Below are 25,599 nucleotides of genomic sequence, written 5' to 3'. Positions count from 1 at the left end.
GGGAAAAACGCAGGTACTCATGTTGGTCGAGTCACAGTTAGAAAAACCGGGCAGTTTGATATTTCCACATCTATCCAGAAGCTTCAAATCATTAACCACAAATACTGCACACCAATCCATCGGCATGATGGCTATAGTTATACCACATAATCCACTTTTGTCCATTGATTTAATGACTAGAGGCGCACCGATCGCAAATTAATGGTAAATCAAACGATGAAGGCACACCGCTCAAAAAATGACTCAAGAAATGTAACACGCCAAGAGAAGAACAGCAGCAAGGATTCTTCCAGTGTTTCTGCCATGACAGCCCAAACAGAATCCACGTCTTCCGATTATAGTTCTGATTACGGTGGAGTTTTCTATCGTCCTGGTTCCTTGGTCGATAATGTGTCCCGTACCCTCCAACAAAAGAGCCGAGCAGCTACCCGCACCACAAGGACTCGCATTCATCCACAAATGCAGATTAGTCAACCGCAAGATCAGGATGAACAAGAAGCCGAAGCTATGGCAGAACAAGTGATTCAACAGATTGAATCTCCTGAGTCGGTACAACCGGAAATGGAAACGAATGTAGAACAGGTGAGCGCGGAAAACATACAACCGATACGACGAGAATCAGCCTTACACAGACAGTCTACTGATGATGGGGGAATGGAAGCGTCTCCGGAAGTAGAAGCAGCTATCGATCAGGAAAGCGGAAAAGGAATGCCCCTAGAATCAAATATTCGCGAGCAGATGGAGGAAGCTTTTGGAGTAGATTTTAGCCATGTGCAAATCCATACAGACAGTAATGCCCAGGCGTTGAATGACGCCATTGAAGCGGAGGCGTTTACTACTGAGCAAGATATTTTCTTTAACCAGGGAGCCTACAATCCGAGTAGTACAGAAGGAAAACATTTGCTGGCTCACGAGTTAACCCATGTCATACAACAAACGGGCTAAAGAGTTTCAAAATTCTTACAGGGTAAGGGTTTTAACCCCATTTATTTTCACAAATCATTTATACAAATTTTCCCGCTTCCTTCGTCTTCTAATTAGGTGGGTTGACTGGACAAAAAACTCGGGCATGGCATCTGGCTATAGTGCCTTTTTTGCTCATCATACAGGAAGAAATTCAGGCAGATCTGATAGTCAGCTGAAGTGTTTTAATTTTTGTAAAGTCATACAACCAAAGACTTGCACAAATCAGAAAATTCCCTTAAGCTTATTCCTATTAACTATTGAACTGTAAGTAGCAAAGTATCTTAGTAACACCCTGGAGAATAACGATGAAATCACGGGCATCAAGATCGAAAGGAAACTCAAGGAAAACCAGTCGCCAAGAGAGCAGCAAAGGCAGCAGTGCGACCAGTTCAGCGTCCACCCCAGCCAAATCAGACTCTACCTCTTCTGATTCTGGTAGTTCTCTGCGTGGCCTTAGTTCCATGATTGGTAATGTCTCCAAAACTCTGCAAAAAAGGCAAAACACACGATCAATACAGCGCTTACCCGCAGGTAAAGCAGGTGGTACTCCCTTTTCAAATCCGGGCAAGGAGGGGGATTTACAGGTAGGGAGCAGTACTCAAAGGATCTCTAACTTGGAGGCAAAGGTCAAAGAATGTTGTTCATAAAAGAGCTGAACAAGGAAACCCTGGCAACGCAAACTTGGCGTTGCTGCTCTAAGGGATGAAGTCATACTATCAATTTTCTGAAAGCTGGCTATTCTGCACTTTCATAGAATTAGACTAAAACCACCAATGTTGAGAGTGATCGCTATAAGAAAAGCAACTGTCAATATATCTCAAAGCTATATCTCAAAGCATTGATGGCTAAGATTTTCTGCTTTGTGCAGCAAGTTCTAGTTAGCGTCACTGCAATTGCTGCTTCACCCAGTTACGAAAATTACGAGTGCAGGTTATTTCCCCAACGTTGCGACTCTGTTGGATAAACCGGGGGATTTCCCTAACTGCAACAGGGAAAAAAACAGCGCTATGACTTGACTCTAAATATTCTCCGGATTCAAGTCTATAGATTCGCAACACGCTCCCGTTATAACGCCAAAATTCAGGAATCCCCATTGCTGCATAAAGTTGAAGCTTATTAACCTTAGATCGAGAGTATTCTACCTCTAATACCAAGTCTGGAGGTGGATCAGAAGCTAAGTCAATTTCTTGTTTATCCCGTACCAAGAACTCATTTTCAATGTAGTAGCTGCTGTCTGGTTCGCCTCCACATTCCAAATCATCTCGTGTCAACGTTAATGAACCCGTTCGTTTAACCTCCAAGCCCAACTCTTCGCAAAGTACAATAACTAAGCCTTCAATGAATCGGTTCGAATTTTCATGAGCCATTAGTGGAGTCATTATTTCGACCATTCCAGAGTTATATGCTAATCGGGTTAATCGCTCAGAACCCATTTCAGTCAGCATTATTTTAAAGGTTTGCCAACTGATATTAAAAAGCAAGGTTCTCTGCTCGGCTAGCGTTATTGTCGTAACCATAGGATAAAACCCATTTTCTACTAAGATACCACAAGAGTCAGAAGTCAGCGCGAAGCGCTATACCTTTGAAAGGCGAGCGCAACCAGGATAATTAATAAACTCAACACAGACCTCAATCCTTACTCGTAGTCTAAACTCCAGTTTATAGAAAAAACCAGCTCACAATCGTATATCTTTCGCCATGGGTAACTGGTTCAACCTCATGCATAAGATGGGAGGGAAAAGCAATCAATAAACCCGTTTCACTGCTTATCGGAAAACCCCACTGTGCCCAACGTGGATCTTTCAGCAAACCATAGAAGACTAAAGCTCCCCCACCATAGCAATCGGGGTGAGGTTCCTCTGCTTCTTGATTCAGAAATATAACAACAGACACCCGACGCTTTTGTAACAGCTCGGGTGCATCCGTTGCCATGTTACTATCCTGGTGGGGTAAATAAAAACCACCCTGACTGTAAAACAAGAAATTTACTCCTTCACAGGCAGTGAGTTCTACAGAGAAATGACTTTCCAATCTGGGCTTAAGCGCCATTAAACGACGTTTGACCAACAATTCTGTCGATTCTGAAACTCCAGCATACTCAGTTTTGCGGACTGTCTCATCGACGACCCAATTTTCATCATCACGAACCTCTCCTGATTGCCAATCACTCGTTGAGCGAACTTGCTCTCGAATTCTCCGGCATAGTTCAGGATCAAAAAAATTCTTGACGACAAGTAACCCCAAACGAGTGAAGACACTTAATTTATCCGTAGGTTGATCAATGCTTCTTGGCTCACTTATTCTGTTCATGTATCATCTACCTTAAGTAGGTTGGTGGAAATAAACTCCTTGAAAATCCTAACCATTCTCTCAAGATGAGAGAACTAAATTATCGGTGTCATCAGTGTATGAATAAGCTCTCACCTCCCTACCCCCATCTGGACAATAAATCTGTGAAATCAGTGTTTTGACGAATAACGATAAGATCCATTACCTATAATTGTTCCCACCTACTTATCTATGGAAACATCCCTAATGTCACTCTGGCGACTGGAAAACTTTAACAATCTGCTCCATGACCTTGAGCGTATCCGTCAATATCTAGAAAATACCCTTGAAGGCACAGAGCAGCCCCCACTCGAACCTAAACCTTTTTCACCATCCTATACCCTAGATGTACTGTGTCAACGCTTCGCGCTCTCCTCATTTGAACGGGATGTCCTGCTTCTGTGTCTGGGATTTGAAATCGAGCCTTCTTTTGCCGAATTATTTGCCAAAGTTCATGGCGATGCTCAAAAAAATTATCCCACGCTGGCTTTATGTCTTTCCTCTTTGCCAGAAGCCAGTTGGTCAGTCTTGTCGCCTCTTTCCCCCTTACATTCCTGGCAATTAATTGAATTATCTGCCAGTTATCCGGCTTCTCTGTCTCGCATTGCTCTAGATCAGCGCATTCTCTGTTATCTCTTAGGCGAAGACGCCGATGATCAGAAATTGGCTGGTATCGTCAGTACCGTACCGACTGGTATAGCGACTCTGGTTCTCTCTCCCTCCCAAGAACAGATTGTCGAGCAATTAGTCGCCAGCATCTCAGAATCCTCCCCCGACACTTCTGTGTTGCAACTCTCAGGTGGGGAATTGTCCGCCAACTATCGCATGGCGTTAGAAATTGCCAATCGCTTAGGCTATAGCTTACACGTCATGTCGGCGGATTCCCTTCCCTGCCAAACCCAGGAACTGCTGACTATCAAACAACGCTGGGAACGAGAAGCTTGGTTAACCGATCGCTTTCTGCTTCTCGATTGTGATCATCTCTCGGACAATGATTCCTCATCTGTGTCTACATTTGTGGAAAATCTGCGGACTCCAGTTCTATTGAGTGGCAGAGAACGGATCAAAACTAAACTCTATCCAGTTCACTGCTTTGATGTTCCCCCCCTCAGTTCACAAGAACAGCGGGTGATCTGGTCAACTCATCTGGGTGCTTACAGCAACCACCTCAACGGACATCTAGATCAGCTCGCCTCTCAGTTTAACCTCAGCTCATCCTCCATTCAAGCTGCCAGCGATCGCTATAAAATTGCCGCCTCAGTCTCGGAAAATGGGCAAACGCCTGCAAACCCTGACCTATTATGGGATTACTGCCGTCGCCAAGCGCGTCCTCGCCTAGATGACTTAGCCCAACGCCTTAACTCTACTGCTGTCTGGGACGATTTAGTGATTCCTGAACAACAGCGCCAGATTCTGGCGGATATCGCCACCCACTTGAAACACCGTGCCAAAGTTTACCAAGAGTGGGGTTTTGCGGGTAAAGGAAGTCGTGGCTTAGGGATCAGCGCCCTATTTTACGGTCAAAGCGGTACGGGGAAAACCATGGCAGCAGAAGTCCTAGCTAATCTCTTTCATCTTGACCTCTACCGCATTGACCTTTCGGCAGTGGTGAGTAAATATATTGGCGAGACGGAAAAAAACCTACAGCGTATCTTTGATGCCGCTGAAACTGGAGGGGCAATTTTACTCTTTGATGAAGCGGATGCAATTTTTGGCAAACGCACCGAGGTTAAAGATAGCCATGACCGCTACGCGAATGTGGAGATTAGTTATTTGTTACAACGGATGGAAGCCTATCAGGGACTTGCCATCCTTACCTCCAACCGCAAAGAAGATATCGATACCGCCTTTATGCGCCGGATTCGGTTTGTGGTGCAGTTTCCCCTCCCCGATGCCGCCTCCCGCAGCGAGATTTGGCGGCGTATCTTCCCCCCACAAACTCCGACCCAGGGGCTAGATTACCAGAAACTGGGACAACTCAATCTTCCCGGAGGCAACATCCGCAATATTGCCCTGAATGCGGCGTTTCTAGCGGCTGATGCCAATGAACCCGTGATGATGAAACATTTGCTGCAAGGGGCACAACGGGAATGTTTCAAGTTGAAGCGATTGCTGAGTGATGAAGAAACCAGAGGATGGACTTAAGCTGAAGGGTTTTGAACTGTTGCGGGCAAAATTGTAGAAAATTGTAAATGAAGGCTGGAAACAAGAGGTTAATCTGGGCAAAGGTCATAATCAAAAGTTTGTGAATATTCCTCATGCTAAGTTAATCGACCAGATTACCTATAAGTGTGAATTAATAGGCATCAAGGTAGTCATTCAAGAGGAAAGTTATACTTCAAAAACATCAGCCTTAGACTTAGAGGCTCCCTATCGCCAAAATCAGAATATTTCTTGCTGCATTCACATCCCTACCCTGCTTCTCCAGCCATTTGCAAGACACGAGAATAAAGGCGATCACTCACCCAAAAATTGGCTGTTCTAATCAACTCATCTAATAGGGGTTTAACCTGTGTAATCAACCCTCGATATTTCGCCTCGATTAAAATCCCCAACACCCCAGTAAACTGAATCTGATACTCGGCGGCAATTGTTCTGCCTAACTCCTCATCAATTAATAACCAATCGGCATCTAGTTCAACCGCCAAAGTAATCGCTTCCGCCTCTCCAACATCCAACTTATCTTGTAGCAACCTCACCTGTTCCTGATTCACCGCCGAACGGACAGAAATCCACGCCAACGTCTGAACTTCACGACATCCAGGTATCGAATCCCCTGCGCCCGTCAGTTCCTGATAAACTCTCTCAGGAATAATGATATCCCCATAGAGTTGCTGCAATAAAGACAAATGTCCGACAGCCGCCAGATTAGTAATAGGAGATGTATCACTAATAACAATCACAATCGTCCGGCTGCTCGTAAATTGCTTAAATCTGTCTCAAAATCCTCCACATCATAGTGAATCGGAATCTGACGAGACGCTAATTCGTGCTGAAACCGAATCCGGGACATCCCTAGCAAATGACTTGCCTTAGCCAGACTGATTTTTTTCTGCTTAAATAGCAGCAGAACAATTTCTAAGAGGAAATCAGGTTCAGATAATCCACTTGCTCTAATAATTTCATCAGAAATAACTAAACTCATCGGCTTGCTTGTCCTCCTACTTTCCAGTCATTTTAATTCAGATGTAACCCGCTGTTCGGGAGTCAAAGAGTCGATTTAACCCGTTCAACCTCTGTTTGACGCCCTCTCCATACGACGGACAAGAAAGCAGCATAGCGGTTTCCAGTTCTTCCTCATCCGCAATCCTAATCATCTCACAGAGACTGGCGCTAACACTTTGATGACCCTGAGATGGTTTCCCCTCAACACCTCGGCTTCGCTCGGTGTTGACCCTGAGCGGAGCCGAAGGGTCAAGCATAGACACAACTCGCGCCGCCTCAGAATTAGGACGAAGTAATGCGATCGCACCCCCTTGACTATTGGCACACAGCCTTAACTTGTCACCAATGCTCAATCGCCTGTTGCAGCGTCGCTTTATGAACAGAAGACTCAACAGCTAGTTTCCAGGGATGCAAGATTCGTCGCCAACCATTCCTCCACCGTAGCCGCCACCTTACCCGATACAACATCACGCCAAGCCTGACGCTGTGGGGAATGTCCATCCTGCTTACACCATAGTGCGATCGCATTCGATAAGTCTTCCACCTGATCCGGTAACGCTTTAATTAACTCAGCCAAATCCACCAAATCTTGAGCCGAAAAAAGCTCTCGTTGCTCCTGTAAAAGTTCAATAAAAGCCAGAACATTCTGTCCAGAGAAGGACTGCATAGCTTGTTGAACCACTTCCCCAGGTAAATCCAATCCCTCCGCAATCATCTCCCAACTCAAACCTAACTGCATCATGCGAGGTATCGCTTCTAACTTGGCTTTGAGTTGACCTTTCTGTCTGCCTTCCTGTAAACCTTCCTGTAAACCTTCTTGCTTCGCTTCTTGATAAACCTTAGTTTGTTTAAGTTCACTTAACCCTAACATCGCTTCTATCTCCTTCCTACTTTTTTGCGGTAATTTGTAAACAATGATGGTTTCTATTAAATCAATCAGTCCACGTTTAGTTTTCTGATCAACTATAGGTTTCGGCTTGTTCTCTGGGCTGGTTAATTAGTTCAAAGAAGATACTGGGAAACCCTTTAAACAGGCTATAAAAAATGGTGTCGGTTTTCACTTTCTCCTTGGGCAAATCTCACACAGTTGACACTTGATACTGTGCCGCCCCGGAACCGGAAAATTCCTATCACCACCATCTTGACAAATTCAGCAACTTATGAAAAAGACAGAAACGACAGCGCGATCGCACTGAAAAGTTTCTATTAGCAGTTGGTTGTAGTTTGAGATTCTCGGCAGTCTAAATGATTTGTGAACAAAAATGAGTCCGAAAAGCTGATCCAGCAAGGATTGCCATTTCACAACTGATTTGGACAGAATTTATAAATTAAGTTTTGTGAAAATGGTTTTATTTTCTCCTTGTTTATGTCATTATATTTTTAATCTGTTTAAAACTCAAAAGCTTTTGGGCGCACCCGATATTTTTTGGAAAATATCAGCGATTAGCAGGGGTAGATCAAGAGGAGTATGTCAGTTTGGCACACATATTATTGTAGGTTGGGTAGAGCGACAGCGAAACCCAACAAGCTGGCGATGGCGTTGGGTTTCGGTACTTGTATATGGCACAGCTGATTCAGCAACACGACTCCGAAAGAGACACGTTTACTGAGACAGTATTTCAATGATTGATCATGTTTTCACCTTCCTTAAAGATCAACTCAATAGCTACCTCAAAGTCAAAACTGGGGTGGAAGGCTTCGAGGTTGTCTTTGTTCAGGAAAGGACGCCCAGAGAGATTACCTTGCCGAAAGAAGCACTCTCGGCTGTACTGGTAAATATCGAAGAAGAGCGAACCTTTCGCTCTGGAGCCGCTTATCAACATCAACGGGACATCACTGCCCTACCGACTAAGACTCTGCTCCCCCATCTGTTGTACTTGAATCTTTATGTCCTGTTCATCGCCAACTTTACTAATTACAGTCAGTGTTTAAAGCTTTTATCTCTGGTTATTTCCTTTTTCCACAGTCATCGGATCTTTGAATCTCAAAATTCTCCAGCGCTCAGTTCCGACATTCAAAAATTGACCCTTGAACTGGTTAATCTGCCCTTTAAAGAAGAGAAAGATATTTGGAGTCTTTTGGGGAATCCTTATGTGCCTTCTGTTCTTTATAAAGTCCGGATGGTTGTCTTTGAGGATATCGACTCTTTAGACGTTGGCGCTGATATAACGAATATTGATGTATTTCCGGCTTCAATGTGATTCAGGGGTGAACATCGACGAATAAATGGATGGTTTCAATGAATTACCAAGGACTGTTTGAAGTGAGTATCATTCACGACTATTACCAGAATAAGGTTTGCCCTGACCTCAACATTGAGCCGACTCCAGAATGTCGTCAAATCCTCGCGAGTCATCGTCTGCTGGTGAAAAATAAAGTGAATGGGATTCAGGTTATCGTCCCCGTGACTGAGACGGGTCAACCCTGGCTGGAATTGACGGATGATTTGGTGTTTACCTTCCTCTTAAAAATCAAAAATCCCAGCTTTCTTGACTTTACTCATATTAATGCTAAATTTACTAGGGCACCAAATGAACGTTACATTTATTGGTTTAGCAATCAAACAATTACTGGAATCGGTCTATCCAGTTTAGAGAGTAAATTATACGACCCCAAAACAGCTGAACCGAAACTGCCGCCTCAAGACCGGAATAATTTGGGAGTCATCACGATTTACAATAATTCATCCCTGCCAAAAGTATTCCTACAGAAGGGTTCAACCCCAACCAGTGAATACCAAATTTACTGGCAATCTAAACGGCAACATTGGTACTACTATCTAATCACTGAACCCGAAACAAATGGTGATGTTTTTTTGATTGCAGATGCCGCAGATGCCAGAGCCGAAAAAATCAAGTTTACAAAAAATGAAATCAATCAATCAGATCGGGATCAATTGTATCATGTATTTACTGAGCGATTTGCCGGAAAGCAATTATATTTATTTAGTTCAGAAACAGAAATTAATTGTCAGGAAAAAGGACGAAAACACATTCAATTGTTAAAACAAAAGCAAAATGAAAAAAGTAAGCCCACCGTATGGATCAACCATTTACCCAACCCGCCGAATCGGACGGGGATTCAAGTGATTAATGCCCTCAAATTCGTATAAGTTCTGAAAAAATAAAGCAATGACAAGTTATAAAACACCCGCTGTATATGTTGAAGAAATCAGCACATTTCCACCTTCCGTTGCTGAAGTCTCAACCGCAATTCCTGCGTTTATCGGCTACACCGAAAAAGCCGATCGCGTTACTCCAGGCGATCTGACGAATAAGCCGACTCGGATTAGTTCCATGTTGGACTATGAAACGCTGTTCGGCAAAGCAGAAGCCACCCCGTTGACGATTCCGGTCGATTCGCCTCCCGATACTCCTCCTGCTGATAGTACCCCTGAGCCAATTCCTCCCTTCAATCCCCCTGATGTTAACTATTTCATGTACTATGCCTTGCGCCTCTATTTTGATAATGGGGGGGGAAGTTGTTACATCGTCTCTGTGGGAAGTTACAGTGATTCCGCGACGAAAAATAAGGATGATTTTATTAAAGGATTAGAGGTATTAAAAAAAGAAGATGAACCGACTTTAATTCTGTTCACAGATGCCGTGAATTTACCCACCGTGCAGGATTATCACGACCTTTGTCAAGCGGCGTTGGCTCAATGTAATGAATTGAAGGATCGGTTTGCAATTTTTGACGTTAAACATAGTTTGGAGCCTGCGGGTGGCGTAGAAACCCTAAAAATTGCCGAAGAAGTCCAGGCATTCAGAGATAATATCGGTACTGAAGATTTGAAATACGGTGCGGCTTACTATCCTTATTTGCAAACCTCGATTAATTACTATTACACGGATGATTCCGTGACTATGGCAGATAGTAAAACGCTGACAGAGAATAAAGGAAAAACTGAATTCTATAACCGAGTTAAGGCAGAACTGGCGAAAAAACGAGTCGTCTTACCTCCCAGTGCAGGGGTGGCGGGAGTGTATGCTAGTGTAGACCGCGATCGCGGTGTTTGGAAAGCCCCAGCTAATGTTAGTTTAGCCTCGGTTATTGGTCCGACGCTGAAGATTAATAACCAGGAACAGGAAAATCTGAATATTGAACCCACCAGTGGTAAATCCATCAACGCGATTCGCAGTTTTACCGGGAAAGGAACCTTAGTCTGGGGAGCAAGAACCTTAGCGGGGAATGATAATGAATGGCGTTATATCCCGGTTCGCCGCTTGTTCAATTTGATTGAAGAATCCATTCAGAAATCCACGTCCTTTGTCGTGTTTGAGTCGAACAACGCCATTACCTGGTTGAAAGTTAAAACCATGGTTGAAACCTATTTAGAGGGATTGTGGCGTCAGGGGGCATTAGCTGGACCTACACCGGAACAGGCATTTTTTGTGAATGTCGGTTTGGGTAAAAGTATGACCACCCAGGACATTTTAGAAGGTCGCCTAATTGTGGAAATTGGTATTGCCGCTGTTCGTCCGGCTGAGTTTATTATTTTGCGATTCTCCCATAAATTGCAAGAAGCGTAAGTTAAAACACTGATTTCACGGATTTATTGGAGAGATGGGGGTAGGGAGGTGAGAGCTTATTCACACACTGATTACACCGATCATTTAGTTCTCTCAAAATGAGAGAATGATTGGGATTTTCAAGGAGTTTATTTCGTCATTCGTCATTTGTCCGTTCAATACCCTAAGGAGTCACAACTGTTATGGCAACGTCCATCCAAGATATCAAAGATAAATATCCGATTCCAGTATTCTACTACCGAGTCACGATCGCGGGAGAAGATTCGGTCGCCTTTTCCGAGGTATCTGGGTTAAACATTAACTACGAAACCATCAGTTATCGCGATGGGATGAGCTATCGCGATGGATCTAAGCTAATGCCAGGAATGCCCGCTGACGTTACCCTAACCCTCAGCAAAGGTGTTGTCAGACGAGACAATTATTTCTTTAAGTGGATTAGTACCGTTCAATTAAATACGGTAGAAAAGCGCGATTTGAGGGTGGACTTATTAGATGAGACGGGTGAAGCGGTTGTCTCTTGGACAGTGACGGATGCTTTTCCCCATCAACTTGATGCGCCCACATTCAATGCCACAAATAATGAAGTTGCCATTGAAACGTTGGGACTTATAGCAAGTAGTCTGAAAATAGATTATCCTGGATAAGCAATAAAATTGCGATAAATAGTCGGACAAAAGAAAACAGCACACCAACTAAGTTTTGAAAACAAGCCTCAAACCCTTACAAAGGACAAATGACAAAGGACGAATGACGATCTCCACCGTTCACGTTAATTATGTCCACCTACTTATATGCCTGATCCTCCAACTATCCCAGAACTTCCGAATGACCAAATTCCGCCCATCGGGAGTCACTTTATGGTTGTCTTTTTCATCGCTGGAGTTGTGCCGAATCCTTTGGATATTCGCTTTCAAACGGTGTCCGGTATTTCTTCTACCATTGAGACTGAACAGGTAACAGAGGGCGGTGAAAATCTGTTTACACATCGCTTGCCGAAACGGGTCACTTATCAGAACTTAGTTCTCAAACGAGGAATGGTCAAGGGTTCCCCCCTAAATATCGAATTCGGACTGGCTATGGATTTAATGAAGTTTTCACCCAGTAATGTTTTGGTGATGCTTCTCAATGAAAAAAGTAATCCCCATGCCAGTTGGTTATTTAAGAATGCCTATCCAGTAACTTGGACAGTATCTGACCTGGATGCCACTAAAAATGCAGTGGTTATCGACACCATGGAATTAGCCTATACACGCTTTCAAAATCTGAGACTTTAACTATGCCAGTAGAAATTAAAGAATTAATTGTTCGCGCCACGATTGTTGAGTCAAATCCCACTCATTCTCTCTCCCCCAGGGGAGCAGGTGCTCAGGAAACAGACGCCATTGTGACGGCTTGTGTCGAACAAGTCTTGAAAATATTAGAACGAAAAAAAGAACGGTAAGGGGAAACCATGCTCAAAAACCTCTTCAAGTTAGAAAAGCTCAAAATCTATGTCTATAAAGACAAAAAACAAATTGGCGTGCCTCAAGATACCTTTGAGGTCATGTTTAACCCGGAATCGTATTCGCTGAAATATGAGAATAAATATCAAGAGCATCAAGGGATGAATACCAGTGGGTCATCCCTCAAATACGCCCTGAGTAAACCAACCCATCTCTCTTTAACCTTAATTTTAGATGGAACAGGTGTTACCCCTGGCGGACGGAAGGATGTCTATAAAGAAGTGAATCGCTTCCTAACTTTAACCACGCACATGGATGGGGAGACTCACGAGCCAAAATCTCTGAAAATTGAATGGGGCGACCTGATTTTTAATTGTCGGTTGGGTTCAGTTGACATTAAATATACCTTGTTCAATCGCAGCGGACAACCCCTGAGAGCCGAGTTACAAACCGAATTTGCTGGAGATATTGAAGATTCCAAGCGAGTTAAACAAGAAAATAAGAATTCCCCAGATTTAACCCACAAACGAATTATCAAAGCCGGAGATAATTTACCGCTTATGGCAAATCAAATCTATGGTGATCCCGCTTACTACATCCAGCTTGCCGCTGCCAACAACCTGAATAATTTCCGCAAATTAAACGTTGGCACTTCAATCAGTCTGCCGCCGACAACCAAGTGAACCAATCATGAATGGCGTGATCACAGCAACAATTTTGAGTGATGGGAACGAAATGGACTCGGAGTATCACCTCATGTCCATTGATATTATCAAAGCGGTGAATAAAATTCCCAGCGCTCAACTGATTCTGTTGGATGGGGACGCCGCAAAACAGGAATTTAAAATTAGCGATACTGAGTTTTTTAAACCGGGAAAAGAACTGGAAATTAAGCTGCGATATGAAGACAACGCTAAAGATGAAGCCACGGTTTTTAAAGGAATTATTCTCAGACACAGCCTACAAGCCGATCAAAATCGCTCCCTACTCACTATTGAGTCAAAAGACGCCGCCTTTAAACTCATTCCCAAGCGCAAAAGTACAGTTTTTCGGGATATGACTGACAAGGACATTATTGAAAAAATTGTCCAATCAGCAGGCTTACAGATTGAATCCGTGGCAACAACCCAACCTCAGCATAAGGAAATGGTGCAATTTGGCTGTACTGACTGGGATTTTATTGTCTCTCGTGCCGATGTGAATGGTCATTGGGTATTAGTTGATGATGGCAAAGTAACGGTTATTGAACCCAATCTCCAGGGGGCGGCTGAACATAAATTTGAATATGGAATTAGCGAGATTTATGACTTTGAAATGGAAGCGGATAGTCGTTTTCAGTATGAATCCGTAGAAAGTACGGCTTGGGATGTCAAAAATCAAGACTTATTTCAAGCCAAAACCGCTCCCGAATTTTCCCTGAGTCAAGGTAACTTAAATCCGGGGGAATTAGCTCAAGCCATTGATGCTGACACCTGTCAATTACTGTTTTCTGGTCAATTAGATGAACAAGAAGTAGAGGCGTGGGCAAAGGCGAAAATGGTCAAAAGTCGCCTCTCTTTGTTGAAAGGTCGGCTGACAGTTCCTGGCTTGGCTAAGATTAAACTAGGTGACATCATCGAAGTCGCCGGAATTGGCAAACGATTTAATGGCAAAACCTTAGTCACCGCCATCCGTCATCAAGTGACGCTAGGGGGATGGCAAACCAATATTCAATTTGGCTTATCTGCTGACTGGTTTTCCCAAAATGAGGATATTATTGAGCCGCCAGTCGCTGGACTAATTCCCGCCATTAACGGTTTACAAATCGGCGTTGTAGATAAGTACGAAGATGATCCAGATAAACAGTTTCGGGTTAAAGTGAAAGTTCCATCCATTGAAACCGATGGCGTTATTTGGGCAAGATTAGCGTCTCTAGATGCGGGTAATGAACGCGGCATCTTTTTTAGACCGGAGGAAGGAGATGAAGTGATTCTCGGCTTTGTCAACGATGACCCCAGACAAGCAGTTATTCTGGGGGCAATGCATAGTGAAAAAAACGAATTGCCATCAGGATTGGAGGTCAATCAGGAAAATTATCGGAAAGGTATTGTCACTAAGGAATCATTACAAATTATCTTTGATGATGAAGATAAATTTATCGAAATTAGTACACCGAATGGGAATTTGTTACGATTGTCGGATCAAGATAAAGGAATTTATTTAGAAGATGAAAATGGAAATACAATCACCATTGATGATAAGGGGTTTAAAATTAAATCGGATCAAGATATTATTATTGAAGGCAAAAATATTACGATAAAAGGCTCAAAAGTAGATGTAAATTAAATGGAACTCAATACTTCTTTCTTAGGCACAGGATGGAGCTTTCCACCCACATTTAATCAGGAGACAGCCGCCGTTGAACTGGTATCTGACGCAGAAGATGTTCGGCAAAGCCTGGAAATTATCCTATCCACTCAACCGGGAGAACGAATCATGCACCCTGACTTTGGCTGTGAACTGAATCAGTTTCTGTTTGAGGAAATCACTCAGGGATTAATCACGGGAATTAAAGGGATTATTGCCGATGCCATCTTATATCATGAACCGCGAGTAGACCTGGAGGCAATTGATATTTCGGAAAGCGCGGATCAGGTGGGATTATTGTTTATCAGTATTAACTATCTGCTTCGCACCACGAACTCTCGATTCAATTTAGTCTATCCCTTTTATTTACAGGAAACCACGAATTTACTTAATGCTTAATTTTCATAGATTGAAACCGTAAAGTTTTATTCACAAAGCCCATGTCTGATTTAATCGTTATCGATGGTGATCAAGCAGAATTTAATCCCAGCTTTGGCTTGGCTACTGTCGTGGTGAGATTGGGTGAAATTAAAGGAACGGGTCACTCTAGCTTACAGGGAAAAAAGGTTTGTATTGTTGGCGATGAAACCTCTGTGTCTGTGCCGGGATGTATTTATATCACACCGATTTACTCACTTCCAGGAATAGGGACGCTAAAAATTGATGTCTTAGGAGATGACCAAATTGCCCAGAAAACCAATAGCGTTGGCACGCCAATGATTCTCAAAGGAAGCACCTTTATTGCTAAATTTGAGGTACAAACTCCAGCGTTTACTCCTCCCCCGATTTCAGTTCCTGACGCTGTTCCTCAATATTCAGGAATTGGCAGTTTTATTACCACGAACACTAAATGGCGAGGAACCTAAATTAAGGCAGGAGTCAATAGGCAATAGGCAATAGAGTTTTCTTGACAAAGGACAAATTATCTTGATAGAGAACAAACTTATCGGTGTAATCAGTGTATGAATAAGCTCTCACCTCCCTACACAAATCTCTCCAATAAATCCGTGAAATCAGTGTTTTAACCAATGATAATGAATAAACAAACTAACCTATTCCGAGATGGCATCAGTCAGCGCAATCGATTACTCAGAACCCTAGAACCAGACTATGTTTCTGTCGATGAACGTTCTGAGGCAGATTTACTCACCTTTATTCAAAAGTATGCGGCAACACTGAACTACTACGACGAATCGAATCATCCCCAAGGAAATTGGTCTCCCTTTTTTGCGGGTGATATTCAGAAAATGGTCGCCTATATAAAAAACCCGGAAAGCTTTGACGATGATGAATCAGTACGGCGGAAATTGTCCCAACCTCATCTCGTCCTATTATTCGCATTTTTGCAGTTATTGCGCTATCCCCAACAGCAGTTTAATCAGCTCACCCAAAGACATCTAGAGTTTTACTATAAAGAGGTATTAAAATTAACTGAAAAAGATGAGATTCCCGACAAAATACATACAATTTTTGAATTAGCGGCTGATCAAACCGTCTATCGACTCCAACCTGGCACATTACTCAAAGCCGGTCAAGATAGTCAAGGAATTGATCTCAATTATGCCATTGATGAAGAAGTCGTTCTCAATCAAGCCCAAATTGCCAGTATTAAAACCTTGTCGGCGGTAAAAACCTATACTGATCTCAGGAGTATTCATCAGCAGGGGAATCAAGACAACAATAGTTTTGAACAGATGCTGAAATGGGCGGTAGGTGATCCCAATCAAGGCGATTCCCTTCCTGATTTGGGGACAACCCCTGTTGATATTACTGTTCTCAATACGCTTTACCAAACGATTAGCAATCAACTTGTCGGACAAATCGCTGACGAGCAAAAAAACTATATTCTCGAACAACTATTTTTTGCCACAATTGACGATTTTAAATACTGCTTAGAAATTAACGCCAGACAAAACAGCACCGGAACGTCACAGAGCAAACCTCCGTTAGAGTCAGAGTGGGAGCAGGTTTATTCCCTAATTGAAAAAGCCTATCGCAAAAAAATTAACCGCAAACGACGTCAAGTTCTCAACTCAGCTCATCGAAATGCTGGTTTTGATAGTATGATGCGATTGGCGTTGGGTACTCCTAATCCGGGCGATTCCCTACCCGAAATGCCCAGTGGCTATGATAATCTGGAGCAGATACGGAGTAATCTGGATGAATTGAATCCCGATTTGTTTGTGGTTCGCTATGTCAAAGAACAACTGTATATGAGTGTCGAAGATTTCCGTAAGATTATGGAAATCAAAGGAAATGCAACGGACATTGATGACTCAGCTTGGCAAGAAGTTTACCGCCTCTTAGAAAAGGCACAAGCCAAGAAACAAAATTTTACTTATCCGGCGATTGGTAAAAAGGAAATCCAAAGAATTGAAGCAACTTCTATCCTGGAATCAGCCGCTGAATCCGAAACAGAGTTACAACGGTTTTCTCCGTTTACTTCGGTAACTCCATCTCAAACAACCTCTCTAGGTTTTGCGATTACCTCTCCTCTTTTAATCCTCAAGGAAGGGACACGAAAAATTACCCTGTTTTTAGCCTGTAAAGCGAATACCTTAAATCGAGAGGAACTAGAAAAGATTATCAAAGACACAAACCCGTTTGAGATTTACCTGAGTACGGATCAAGAATGGATAACACCGTCATCAATTACATTACAAATCAGGGATGTAATTCTCGAAGAACCCTTAAAATCGTATACGAATCAACAAATCACTCTGAATACGGCTACCGTTGACGGGGATAATTTGACCCGTGTCACCCTCTCCAGTGCGACTTTGCCTCCCGAAAATGGCGGGGAGAGCGTTGTGGTTTTTGACGATGGTCGCGTCTTTAAAATTATAGAACGAATCAGCGATCGCGAAGCCACGGTGGAAGCCATCGGTTTGATGCCAAATCATACGGCTACTCGGATTAATCTGTATTCTGCTGCTGCGGTTTACCTGGACAGTTTACACTTTCAGCTAACCGTTGATTCTACATTACCTGCTATCCTACCGCCTCAACCCGATGCGTCAACGGTTAGTCTGGATACCCCCTATCCCGTGATTAAACTGGTGTTAAAAAATCGGGTCAAAGGGGATACAGGGGCAGAAACCGTGAGCGACTATGAACTCCTGAAATCCATTCGCTTAGACAAAGTAAACCTCCAGGTTGAAGCAGAAACGGTACAGGATCTGCAACTCCGCAACGATAATTCAATCCTGAATCCCAAAAGTCCATTTAAACCCTTTGGCAGTAATCCGAAAGTTGGCTCTGGTTTTTACATTGCCAACTCAGAAATTAGTAGTAAAAAATTAGATCGTCTGGCGCTGAATATCACCTGGATGGGACTTCCAGAGGATTTTGCCAGCCATTACCAGGCGTATACTCAGGTGGGGTTAGTCAATCCCGCGATCGCGAATAATAGTTTTAAAGTTAGTTGCAAGGTTTTCAACAATCGAAATCAGTACCTAATTGGCTCATCTCAGCCCATTTTTAGCCAAAATGGTAGCGCATTGAGTTCGACGCTTCAGCTTGATTATCCCAGTTTAACGATTGACGCTTATACCTTCAACCCTTCAGCACTAGAAACCGAGACAGACGATCCTTTTGAGCAAACCCGATATTTCAAACTCGAACTAGAAAGCCCGAATTTTGGACATGAGATTTATCCCTTGGTGATGACAAAAGTAGCGTTATCTACGGATAATGCCATCAAATCTCTCACCGTTTATCAACCCTACACACCCGAAATTAAAGCCCTATCGCTCGACTATACAGCCTCCGTCGAGATTGATTTGACTGTGGCTCAAACAGCCAGCCGCGTCTTTCAACTCAACCCCTTTGGTTATGTGCAACTCGGTGCATTTAATAGTGAAGATTCTCCCCACCCCGAAGACTATTTACTCCCCCAATACGATGAAGCAGGTGCTTTATTCCTGGGTATCCGCAATCTACACCCCCCCCAAGATCTCTCCCTACTCTTTCAACTGGTGCCAGGAAGTGCTAATGTCGAACTAACCAAGCCGGATATTCACTGGAGTTATCTCAGTCGCGATCGCTGGCAGGATTTCCAAGATATCCAAATCCTCTCAGATACGACGAATGGGTTGGTTGATTCGGGTATTATTCGTTTGAGTATCCCAGCCGCCGCAACCGCAGAAAACCACCGATTCCCTAAAGGTTTACACTGGCTGCGAGCAACGGTTCAAAACAACGCAGCGGCAATACCAGATACCCTAGATATCAAAGCGCAAGCAGTAAGTGCTACCTTTGTCAATCAAGGCAATGCTACCGAGCATTTAAGTCAACCCTTAGCCGCCGATTCGATTCAAGGATTAGTCACGCGAGATGCTGCCGTCAAAGCTGTCAAGCAACCCTACACCTCCTTTCAAGGCAAAATGAAGGAGAATACGCCTCGGTTTAATATCCGAGTCAGTGAAAGACTGCGCCATAAACAACGCGCCTTAACCCCTTGGGATTATGAACGTTTGGTACTTGAACGCTTCCCAGAAATCTATAAAGTCAAATGTATTACATCAACGATTGGCTCTGATAATCCCAGTGCGGCGAAGGTAACTGTTGTCGTGGTTCCGGATATTGCCAATACCGCACCCTTCTTTCCCCTAGAACCCAAAGCACCGTTATATTTGCTCAAAGAAATTGAGGCTTACCTCAAAGCACATACCTCACCCTTTGTCAATTTAGTGGTCAAAAATCCCCGGTATGAGCGGATTAAATATAGAGTCAATATTCGGTTGCGTCCCGGCTATGAACAAGGGTATTATCTCAAACAAATCAATGAAGATATCAAGCGTTTTCTGTCCCCTTGGGCGTATGCAGGTCAAGTTGATATCACCTTTGGCAGTTCGATTCACGGTTCATTAGTGATCCATTTTATTGAAAAAAGACCTTATGTTGATTATGTTGCTAATCTCAGCTTACTGGAACAAATTGATGTTGAAGCCGAGGCTCAAGGGGATTCCTCCCTGGAATTTCGGGTGAATGAATCCAACCTGGCTCAGGTGCGACACCCTGACTCAATCTTAGTTTCCGCCACCGAACATCTGATCAATCTGATTACCACCGAAAAATATCAAGATTTAGATTTCGAGGGCATTGGTTATATGATTATCGGTACAGATTTTGTTGTTAGTTAATGGAGAAATAATTATGGCACAACGAAGTAGAGTAGAACTGCAAGACTTGTTCAAACAAGGCGCCAAGCCAACCGGAGATGATTTTAAGGATTTCATTGAATCCGCACTCAATCTCCGCGACGATGATATTGCCCAACTCTTAGAAGCTAGCAATAGCATTAATTTAGAAACGCTGTTAGCAAAGGCAAGGGGTCCGCTGAAAATTACCGCCTTCGAGACGGATGAGAAATTGGTCGATTTTTATGCGGGTGATACAAAGACGTGGAGTATCAGCCAGAACCCTAGTGAAGCGAATCCAGGGTTTAATCTATCGACGGAGGAAGGGAGTAGACTGTTTATTGAAAAAACTACCGGGAATGTTGGGATTGGCACCGTGCAGCCGACGGCAAAGCTGGAAGTAAATGGATCTTTTAAGCTGATCCACGGCGCGAAGATAAATGAATTTTCGACGGATGGGACGCTGAGTGATAATAGCCATAATGCTGTTCCCACAGAGCAAGCAGTGAAAACCTATGTTGATGCATCATTCAAACATCAGCTTGTTTCCCGAGATGGTCGGTTTATAGCTATACTACAGAATGATAGAAATTTCTGCATCCGTAATATCGGTGCTGATCAAGCTGTATGGTGTACTAATAGCCAAGTTTCAGATATAAACTTGAAAGAACAAATTACTCCGATTAACCAGGCTTTATCAAAATTATTAAGCTTGCGAGGCGTATCCTTTCATTGGCAGGACAAAACTCTGGGGGAAGATAGAGAACTTGGCGTTATCGCCCAGGAGGTTGAACAAGTCTTTCCCGAACTGATCATGAATCCTGATGGCAATTCCAAACTGGTTCAGTACGACAAGTTTGCTCCCGTATTAATTGAGGCGATCAAAGAACAACAGGCAACCATCTCGCAGTTGCAAAAAGAAGTCGAAATGCTGAAGCAGGAACGAGTGGCTGTCGGCTCTCCCGACATTGTGGGGGAAAATGTGTAACGAGCTACAAAATACTAGCCGGTGGGTTACGGCGCGGATGAAAAGTTATGGGTTTTTCCTACAAATCCTACCCGCGCCTAACCCACCCTACGAAATATAAGATTTGGTTATCACTACAAGTCCGGGAGAGCCGAAAAATCTTTTTTATAACGCTCAATCCAACTAAAACAATCCCATCCTTTTGGGAATAAATCGATGAGAAAGCAGATTGAAGAACGCCTTGAACAACTTAAGCGTGAATTTGCATCGGGTCAAAAACTTTTGACTGAGTTAGAAGCCCAACAAAAAGAAGTACAATATACCTTATTGCGCCTCCATGGAGCCATTCAAGTATTAGAAGAAGAGTTAGCCAAAAATCAGGATGACTCATCAGAACCAGACTCTTTAACTCCTTTACCCCTAGACACGGAGTCATTTTCAGCAAGCCCCAATTCTGCATCGCTATGACTGAACCCCTAACCATTTCCAGCGAACCCCCAGCCTATCCCGGCATCAATTTCGCCTTGTTGCGTCAAGAAGGCATCAAGCACATTGAACGCCTCGCGGGGACAATCTGGACAGATTATAATACCCATGATCCAGGTATTACTATCCTGGAAGCCCTCTGCTATGGAATTACGGATTTAAGTTATCGGCTTTCCTTTCCCATAGCAGATTTACTCGCCCCTGCTCCCACCCATTCCCAAGGCAATCAGCAACCGTTTTTCACCGCCAGAGAAATTCTCACGGTTAATCCGCTCACCATTAATGACTATCGCAAACTATTAATTGATATTGATGGGGTCAAAAATGCTTGGTTAGAACCCATAAAAGATCCATCACCCATCCTCTATTTTAATCCAGCTCGCTCTTCCTTAACCTTTGAATCGCCTGATCTCCCCGAATTTGTCAAATCCTATAGCGAACAAGTCAAAATGAATGGACTTTATCGCGTCCTCATTGAAGCCGAACCCCAACAAAATAGTTTTTTCGTCAAACAGGATGTTAAGTCCAAACTCCACCAACACCGAAATCTATGCGAGGATTTTGCCCAAATTGAAATACTCCCCGTTGAAGAGATAACCGTCAATGCCGAAATTGAAGTTGAAGCAGGATTTGATCTGAATGAGTTGATGGCAAAAATCTATTTTGAACTCGATAACTTTATCTCGCCTTCCATCCAATTTTTTACCTTAAAGCAACGAATCGAGCAAGGCAAAAAGACCGAAGAAATTTTTGACGGAGTTCCCCTAAACCATGGCTTTATTGATGATGAAGAACTCCAGCGTTTTGGCAGACGAGATGAACTTCATACCTCTGACCTAATTCATATTATTCTAGATATAGAAGGGACGAAAACTATCCGCAATATTACCATTGCCAGCGACCAGTTACCGGAACCCGAAGCCTGGGCATTAGACTTAGGCATTAATACAGCACCTAAACTTAAAGAAATTAGTGAGACGATTAATGATATCATTTTTTATAAAGGACAAATTGCTTGCACGATTAACCTAGAAAAAGTCCAAGATAAACTGAAACGATTACAGCAAGAGCGCCAGAAAACGCCATCAGCCACGGAAAATAAAGACCTGCCAATTCCTTTAGGTCAATACCGGGATTTGTCTGAGTATGAATCCATTCAAAATGAATTCCCTGGCAATTACGGAATTGGGGAGTCAGGATTGCCCGCTTCGGTATCTGAGCAGCGACAAGCACAGGCAAAACAATTGCAAGCCTATCTGATGTTCTTCGACCAACTACTGGCTAACTATTTTGCCCAACTTGACCATGTTAAAGACTTATTTTCTTACCAGAAACTAGACCCTAAAAGTTACGTTTCCCAGAGTCTTACCGATTTTCCGGGAGCAGCAGATATCTTAACCCAATATCCTCAAGCTTCTCCAGCCGACCAAGAGATTGATTTAGAGCGGCGAAATCGGTTTCTGGATCATTTAATTGCTCAATACGGCGAAAAGTTCACCGACTATTCCTTACTCCTCTATGAATCTATCCTGGAAGAAAAACTGATTCAGGACAAGATAACTTTTCTGCAAGATTATCCCCAGATTAGTTCCCAACGGGGTCAAGCTTTCAACTATACAGATGCCAATCAAATTTGGGATACTGATAATGTATCGGGACTCAAGCGGCGGATTAGTCGATTTCTGGGAATTCCTCACACTCGCCAAACTCTCGCTGGCTCTAATGGTATTGAAGGGTTTCATCTAATCGAACATATTTTACTGCGTCCCACTAGCCGTAGTGGTTCCAGTGATACCGCTCAAGGGTTAACTTTTGCCCGTTCTATTTCACAATTTGCTCGCTCAAACCAAGCCAATCAAACTGAACACGTCACCTGTTCCTCGGCTAATCATGGACTCAACGATGGTGATGAAATCCAAATCTTTGATGCGGGTGATTACAATGGGAGTTATTCGGTGACGAATGTTCAACCGGAAACGTTTGATACAGCGCTTCGCGCTCTTATGGAGTACAGTATTAGCCCGCTATCCCTCAAACTGCTAGATTGATGTTGTACCTCATAGCAGAGGAAAGCGCTGTATCCCTAGCGCGTTTGTTGAACAAGATAGTGGCAAATGGGTCAGCGTTAATCAGCACCGGGACCCGTATTCGTTTCAAATTAGTTGTGTTTTCCCCGATTGGTTGCCGCGTTTTCAGCAGCCCACGTTTAGACAACTCGTTCAGGAACTTTTAATCTCAGAAATACCAGCCCATATTACGGTATACTGTCATTGGTTCAGTCAAGAGAAGATGCAGAGATTTGAAGCGGCTTACCATCAATGGTTACAACTGATAGCAGATGAAAATGCTGCTCCCGCTGGTCTTCAGGCAACTGTCAATGAACTCCTAGAATTATTGAACATTGGTTCAGCGGAATTTGTGTCTGATCAAATTCCTAAAGTTATCGGATATATGGTGATTGAGGGTAATAACAATACTGTTTTTACTGTAATTTAAGACTAGAGTTGTGAGCGGTCAACGACATCAAATCAAAAAACAGATTATCGAACTTCAGTTAAGCGGACAACAGGATGCGTTGGAACTGCAAAATGCAGTAACTCAACTCTATTACAGCAAAGTGGTTCCGCTGATTGAAGAGTTATGTGATCAGTTGAGCGATCCTCAGATCATTCATCGCATTGAGACGTTAGACATTAATCTGGGAACTATCGATATCAATGATTTTGAGCAGGAGTATATTACCAAAATAGAAGCTGAAATTAAACGACAATTGACTGAAATTATTCGCCCATCTGGTTTTAGTGAAGCAATGAATCAAGAAACTGGAGAAACGGGTACAAATGTTTTAGTAGAACATCGAGAAGCAGGCAATGCATCTGGGAGTGTGTCAGGTTTGCACAAAACGTTCAAGGGAACCAAGGGAGTTGGGTTTCGTACCTCAACCCAACCTACAAGGTTGACATACACCCATGCACCTCAATCTCGTCAACCAATTCCTCCTGGTTCTGAAAACGTTCCCCTGAGTCCCCAAACCACAGACCTTGAACGGATTAGTTATTTCCTGCAAACGGGTACACTCCCGTGGTGGTCAGAAATCTTAAGCAAAAAGGCATTAGCAGAATCTTGCGATCGCGTTATCACCACCTCCCCCAATCTAATTAAGCCAATTTTCTGGCAAGCTTTTCAACAGGAAAGACAACTCAAGCGACTAATTTATCAATTCAATGATGAACTTTTACTTAAAATAGCCAACTTATTTGTCCCAAGTTTATCGGATTTCATTGTCGATTACAATAGTGATATTTTTGACATTTTAAAAAGAAATGATTTCATTAAAGTTATCCCCCAAAATTTAATCCGGTTAGAACAATGGCGCGGGATACTTCTCAGTCTGCCTTTTGATAAAACTGTAAACCCAGAAAAGCGCAAAATAACCCAAAAAAGCTTAGTGTATCTCGCCACCCGTTTTCAGTTTAATTATTTGGACTTAGTGAATCAGATGGTGAAAACGGTAGACTCTCTGAAACGAGAAGGGAAAGGCTGCAAAAGTGAACTTCCAGAAATTATTGCAGAAATGGTAGCATCTTCATCCAGAGAAACTCTGGTTAAAGAAAATAGTGTTAGAGAATTAGACTTGCCAATTTCTTCAGAAACTATTCAAAATTTCAATAATGCCAAGGAAATATACATTAATAACGGGGGATTAGTTTTATTGCATCCCTTTCTCAATCATTTTTTTCAAACAATCGGACTGGTTCAAAAAAAATCATTTCTTAATTCCGCTGCGGCGGAACGAGCCGTGCTATTAATCCAATATTTAGTGGAAGCTGTAACCGAACTCTCTGAGCCTAGTTTGTCCCTGAATAAAGTTCTTTGTGGAATCGATGTATTAGAACCCGTAGAGGCAAGCTTGGATATCACAGAACAGGAGCAATTAGAATGTGAAACCCTACTCACTGCCGTCATCCAAAATTGGTCAATCTTGAAAAATACATCCATTGCCGGATTCAGGCAAGCTTTTCTACAACGAAAAGGCATCTTGAGAATTCGCGATGGGAACTGGCTGTTACAAGTCGAACCAGAAACCTATGATGTTTTATTGGAACAACTTCCCTGGAACATCAACATCATAAAACTACCGTGGATGAATAACGTTTTATATGTGCAATGGTCATAAGCTAAAATGCATTTAAACGGTGTAAGCTGTTATGCATTTAAATTGGAAA

Annotated in this window: 26 protein-coding genes and 1 pseudogene; 19 read left to right on the top strand and 8 right to left on the bottom strand. The window is 43.0% G+C overall.

The genetic code is table 11. From position 1 onward, the window contains the following. Window positions 1-303 precede the first annotated feature (303 nt). Window positions 304-945, top strand: coding sequence for an eCIS core domain-containing protein (locus RIG27_RS17050; RefSeq protein WP_446347065.1), 642 nt, complete (start codon window positions 304-306; stop codon window positions 943-945). A 271-nt stretch (window positions 946-1,216) separates the two neighbouring features. Here RIG27_RS17050 and RIG27_RS17045 read toward each other — a convergent pair whose 3' ends face one another. The 3 genes from RIG27_RS17045 to RIG27_RS17035 all read right to left on the bottom strand — a co-directional run bounded on the left by RIG27_RS17045 (window position 1,217) and on the right by RIG27_RS17035 (window position 3,276). Beyond that, window positions 1,217-1,429, bottom strand: coding sequence for a hypothetical protein (locus tag RIG27_RS17045; protein ID WP_446347063.1), 213 nt, complete (start codon window positions 1,427-1,429; stop codon window positions 1,217-1,219). Window positions 1,430-1,850: 421 nt separating this feature from the next. Continuing rightward, window positions 1,851-2,483, bottom strand: coding sequence for a Uma2 family endonuclease (locus tag RIG27_RS17040; RefSeq protein WP_446347061.1), 633 nt, complete (start codon window positions 2,481-2,483; stop codon window positions 1,851-1,853). Between the two features lie 142 nt (window positions 2,484-2,625). Further along, complete coding sequence (locus tag RIG27_RS17035) at window positions 2,626-3,276, bottom strand: 2OG-Fe(II) oxygenase (RefSeq protein WP_446347059.1); 651 nt, start codon at window positions 3,274-3,276, stop codon at window positions 2,626-2,628. A gap of 210 nt (window positions 3,277-3,486) precedes the next feature. Between RIG27_RS17035 and RIG27_RS17030 the strand changes: the two genes are divergently transcribed. Then, window positions 3,487-5,439, top strand: a complete 1,953-nt coding sequence (locus RIG27_RS17030) for an ATP-binding protein (RefSeq protein ID WP_446347057.1) — start codon at window positions 3,487-3,489, stop codon at window positions 5,437-5,439. A 46-nt stretch (window positions 5,440-5,485) separates the two neighbouring features. Further along, a pseudogene (locus tag RIG27_RS17025) lies at window positions 5,486-5,659 on the top strand (IS200/IS605 family accessory protein TnpB-related protein); the annotation flags it as partial. 46 nt (window positions 5,660-5,705) lie between these two features. On the opposite strand, the gene RIG27_RS17020 reads toward RIG27_RS17025, so the two are convergent. Genes RIG27_RS17020 through RIG27_RS17000 form a run of 5 tightly spaced genes read right to left on the bottom strand, consistent with a single transcriptional unit; the run spans window position 5,706 to window position 7,520 of the window. Beyond that, window positions 5,706-6,197 carry a DUF3368 domain-containing protein gene (locus tag RIG27_RS17020; RefSeq protein ID WP_446347055.1) on the bottom strand — a complete coding sequence of 164 codons (492 nt, stop codon included), beginning with the start codon at window positions 6,195-6,197 and terminating at the stop codon, window positions 5,706-5,708. Next, window positions 6,194-6,439 (bottom strand): UPF0175 family protein, encoded by a 246-nt coding sequence (locus RIG27_RS17015; protein ID WP_446345433.1) that lies wholly within the window; start codon window positions 6,437-6,439, stop codon window positions 6,194-6,196. The genes RIG27_RS17020 and RIG27_RS17015 overlap by 4 nt, the downstream gene beginning before the upstream one ends. A 37-nt stretch (window positions 6,440-6,476) precedes the next feature. Further along, complete coding sequence (locus tag RIG27_RS17010; RefSeq protein ID WP_446347053.1) at window positions 6,477-6,812, bottom strand: hypothetical protein; 336 nt, start codon at window positions 6,810-6,812, stop codon at window positions 6,477-6,479. Window positions 6,813-6,847: 35 nt separating this feature from the next. After that, a complete protein-coding gene (locus tag RIG27_RS17005; protein ID WP_446347069.1) occupies window positions 6,848-7,378 on the bottom strand; it encodes an Rpn family recombination-promoting nuclease/putative transposase in 531 nt (176 codons plus the stop codon). A 40-nt stretch (window positions 7,379-7,418) separates the two neighbouring features. Then, window positions 7,419-7,520, bottom strand: a complete 102-nt coding sequence (locus tag RIG27_RS17000; RefSeq protein WP_446347051.1) for a DUF2887 domain-containing protein — start codon at window positions 7,518-7,520, stop codon at window positions 7,419-7,421. A 561-nt stretch (window positions 7,521-8,081) separates the two neighbouring features. On the opposite strand from RIG27_RS17000, the gene RIG27_RS16995 reads away from it, so the two are divergent. The 16 genes from RIG27_RS16995 to RIG27_RS16920 all read left to right on the top strand — a co-directional run bounded on the left by RIG27_RS16995 (window position 8,082) and on the right by RIG27_RS16920 (window position 25,550). Further along, window positions 8,082-8,660 carry a DUF4255 domain-containing protein gene (locus tag RIG27_RS16995; protein ID WP_446347049.1) on the top strand — a complete coding sequence of 193 codons (579 nt, stop codon included), beginning with the start codon at window positions 8,082-8,084 and terminating at the stop codon, window positions 8,658-8,660. A 38-nt stretch (window positions 8,661-8,698) separates the two neighbouring features. Beyond that, window positions 8,699-9,571 (top strand): hypothetical protein, encoded by an 873-nt coding sequence (locus RIG27_RS16990; protein WP_446347047.1) that lies wholly within the window; start codon window positions 8,699-8,701, stop codon window positions 9,569-9,571. 19 nt (window positions 9,572-9,590) lie between these two features. Then, on the top strand, window positions 9,591-10,991 hold the full coding sequence (locus RIG27_RS16985) for a phage tail sheath family protein (RefSeq protein WP_446347045.1): 1,401 nt from the start codon (window positions 9,591-9,593) through the stop codon (window positions 10,989-10,991). Between the two features lie 182 nt (window positions 10,992-11,173). After that, window positions 11,174-11,635 (top strand): phage tail protein, encoded by a 462-nt coding sequence (locus RIG27_RS16980; RefSeq protein ID WP_446347043.1) that lies wholly within the window; start codon window positions 11,174-11,176, stop codon window positions 11,633-11,635. A 147-nt stretch (window positions 11,636-11,782) separates the two neighbouring features. Then, window positions 11,783-12,265 carry a phage tail protein gene (locus RIG27_RS16975; RefSeq protein ID WP_446347041.1) on the top strand — a complete coding sequence of 161 codons (483 nt, stop codon included), beginning with the start codon at window positions 11,783-11,785 and terminating at the stop codon, window positions 12,263-12,265. A gap of 2 nt (window positions 12,266-12,267) precedes the next feature. Continuing rightward, a complete protein-coding gene (locus RIG27_RS16970) occupies window positions 12,268-12,432 on the top strand; it encodes a DUF5908 family protein (protein WP_446347039.1) in 165 nt (54 codons plus the stop codon). A gap of 9 nt (window positions 12,433-12,441) precedes the next feature. Next, window positions 12,442-13,116: a CIS tube protein gene (locus tag RIG27_RS16965; RefSeq protein WP_446347037.1), complete on the top strand. Its 675-nt coding sequence runs from the start codon at window positions 12,442-12,444 to the stop codon at window positions 13,114-13,116. A 7-nt stretch (window positions 13,117-13,123) separates the two neighbouring features. After that, window positions 13,124-14,758: a type VI secretion system tip protein VgrG gene (gene vgrG, locus RIG27_RS16960; protein WP_446347035.1), complete on the top strand. Its 1,635-nt coding sequence runs from the start codon at window positions 13,124-13,126 to the stop codon at window positions 14,756-14,758. After that, window positions 14,759-15,178 carry a GPW/gp25 family protein gene (locus RIG27_RS16955; RefSeq protein ID WP_446347033.1) on the top strand — a complete coding sequence of 140 codons (420 nt, stop codon included), beginning with the start codon at window positions 14,759-14,761 and terminating at the stop codon, window positions 15,176-15,178. A 41-nt stretch (window positions 15,179-15,219) separates the two neighbouring features. After that, a complete protein-coding gene (locus RIG27_RS16950) occupies window positions 15,220-15,645 on the top strand; it encodes a hypothetical protein (RefSeq protein WP_446347032.1) in 426 nt (141 codons plus the stop codon). Between the two features lie 168 nt (window positions 15,646-15,813). Continuing rightward, the gene (locus tag RIG27_RS16945) at window positions 15,814-19,923 is read left to right on the top strand and encodes a hypothetical protein (protein ID WP_446347030.1); all 4,110 of its coding nucleotides are present in this window, start codon (window positions 15,814-15,816) and stop codon (window positions 19,921-19,923) included. Window positions 19,924-19,936: 13 nt separating this feature from the next. Continuing rightward, window positions 19,937-20,908: a tail fiber domain-containing protein gene (locus tag RIG27_RS16940; protein ID WP_446347028.1), complete on the top strand. Its 972-nt coding sequence runs from the start codon at window positions 19,937-19,939 to the stop codon at window positions 20,906-20,908. Between the two features lie 195 nt (window positions 20,909-21,103). After that, complete coding sequence (locus RIG27_RS16935; RefSeq protein WP_446347026.1) at window positions 21,104-21,355, top strand: hypothetical protein; 252 nt, start codon at window positions 21,104-21,106, stop codon at window positions 21,353-21,355. Further along, the gene (locus RIG27_RS16930) at window positions 21,352-23,421 is read left to right on the top strand and encodes a diguanylate cyclase (RefSeq protein ID WP_446347024.1); all 2,070 of its coding nucleotides are present in this window, start codon (window positions 21,352-21,354) and stop codon (window positions 23,419-23,421) included. The genes RIG27_RS16935 and RIG27_RS16930 overlap by 4 nt, the downstream gene beginning before the upstream one ends. Before the next feature lie 133 nt (window positions 23,422-23,554). Next, a complete protein-coding gene (locus RIG27_RS16925) occupies window positions 23,555-23,869 on the top strand; it encodes a hypothetical protein (RefSeq protein WP_446347022.1) in 315 nt (104 codons plus the stop codon). Between the two features lie 10 nt (window positions 23,870-23,879). Further along, window positions 23,880-25,550, top strand: coding sequence for a contractile injection system tape measure protein (locus RIG27_RS16920; protein ID WP_446347021.1), 1,671 nt, complete (start codon window positions 23,880-23,882; stop codon window positions 25,548-25,550). Window positions 25,551-25,599 lie beyond the last annotated feature (49 nt).

It is taken from the genome of Coleofasciculus sp. F4-SAH-05 (assembly GCF_040222985.1).
In the GTDB taxonomy this organism is placed as follows: domain Bacteria; phylum Cyanobacteriota; class Cyanobacteriia; order Cyanobacteriales; family Coleofasciculaceae; genus Coleofasciculus; species Coleofasciculus chthonoplastes.
The sequence above is the reverse complement of the archived record's forward strand: the minus strand, read 5'-3'. Positions and strand labels throughout refer to the sequence as shown.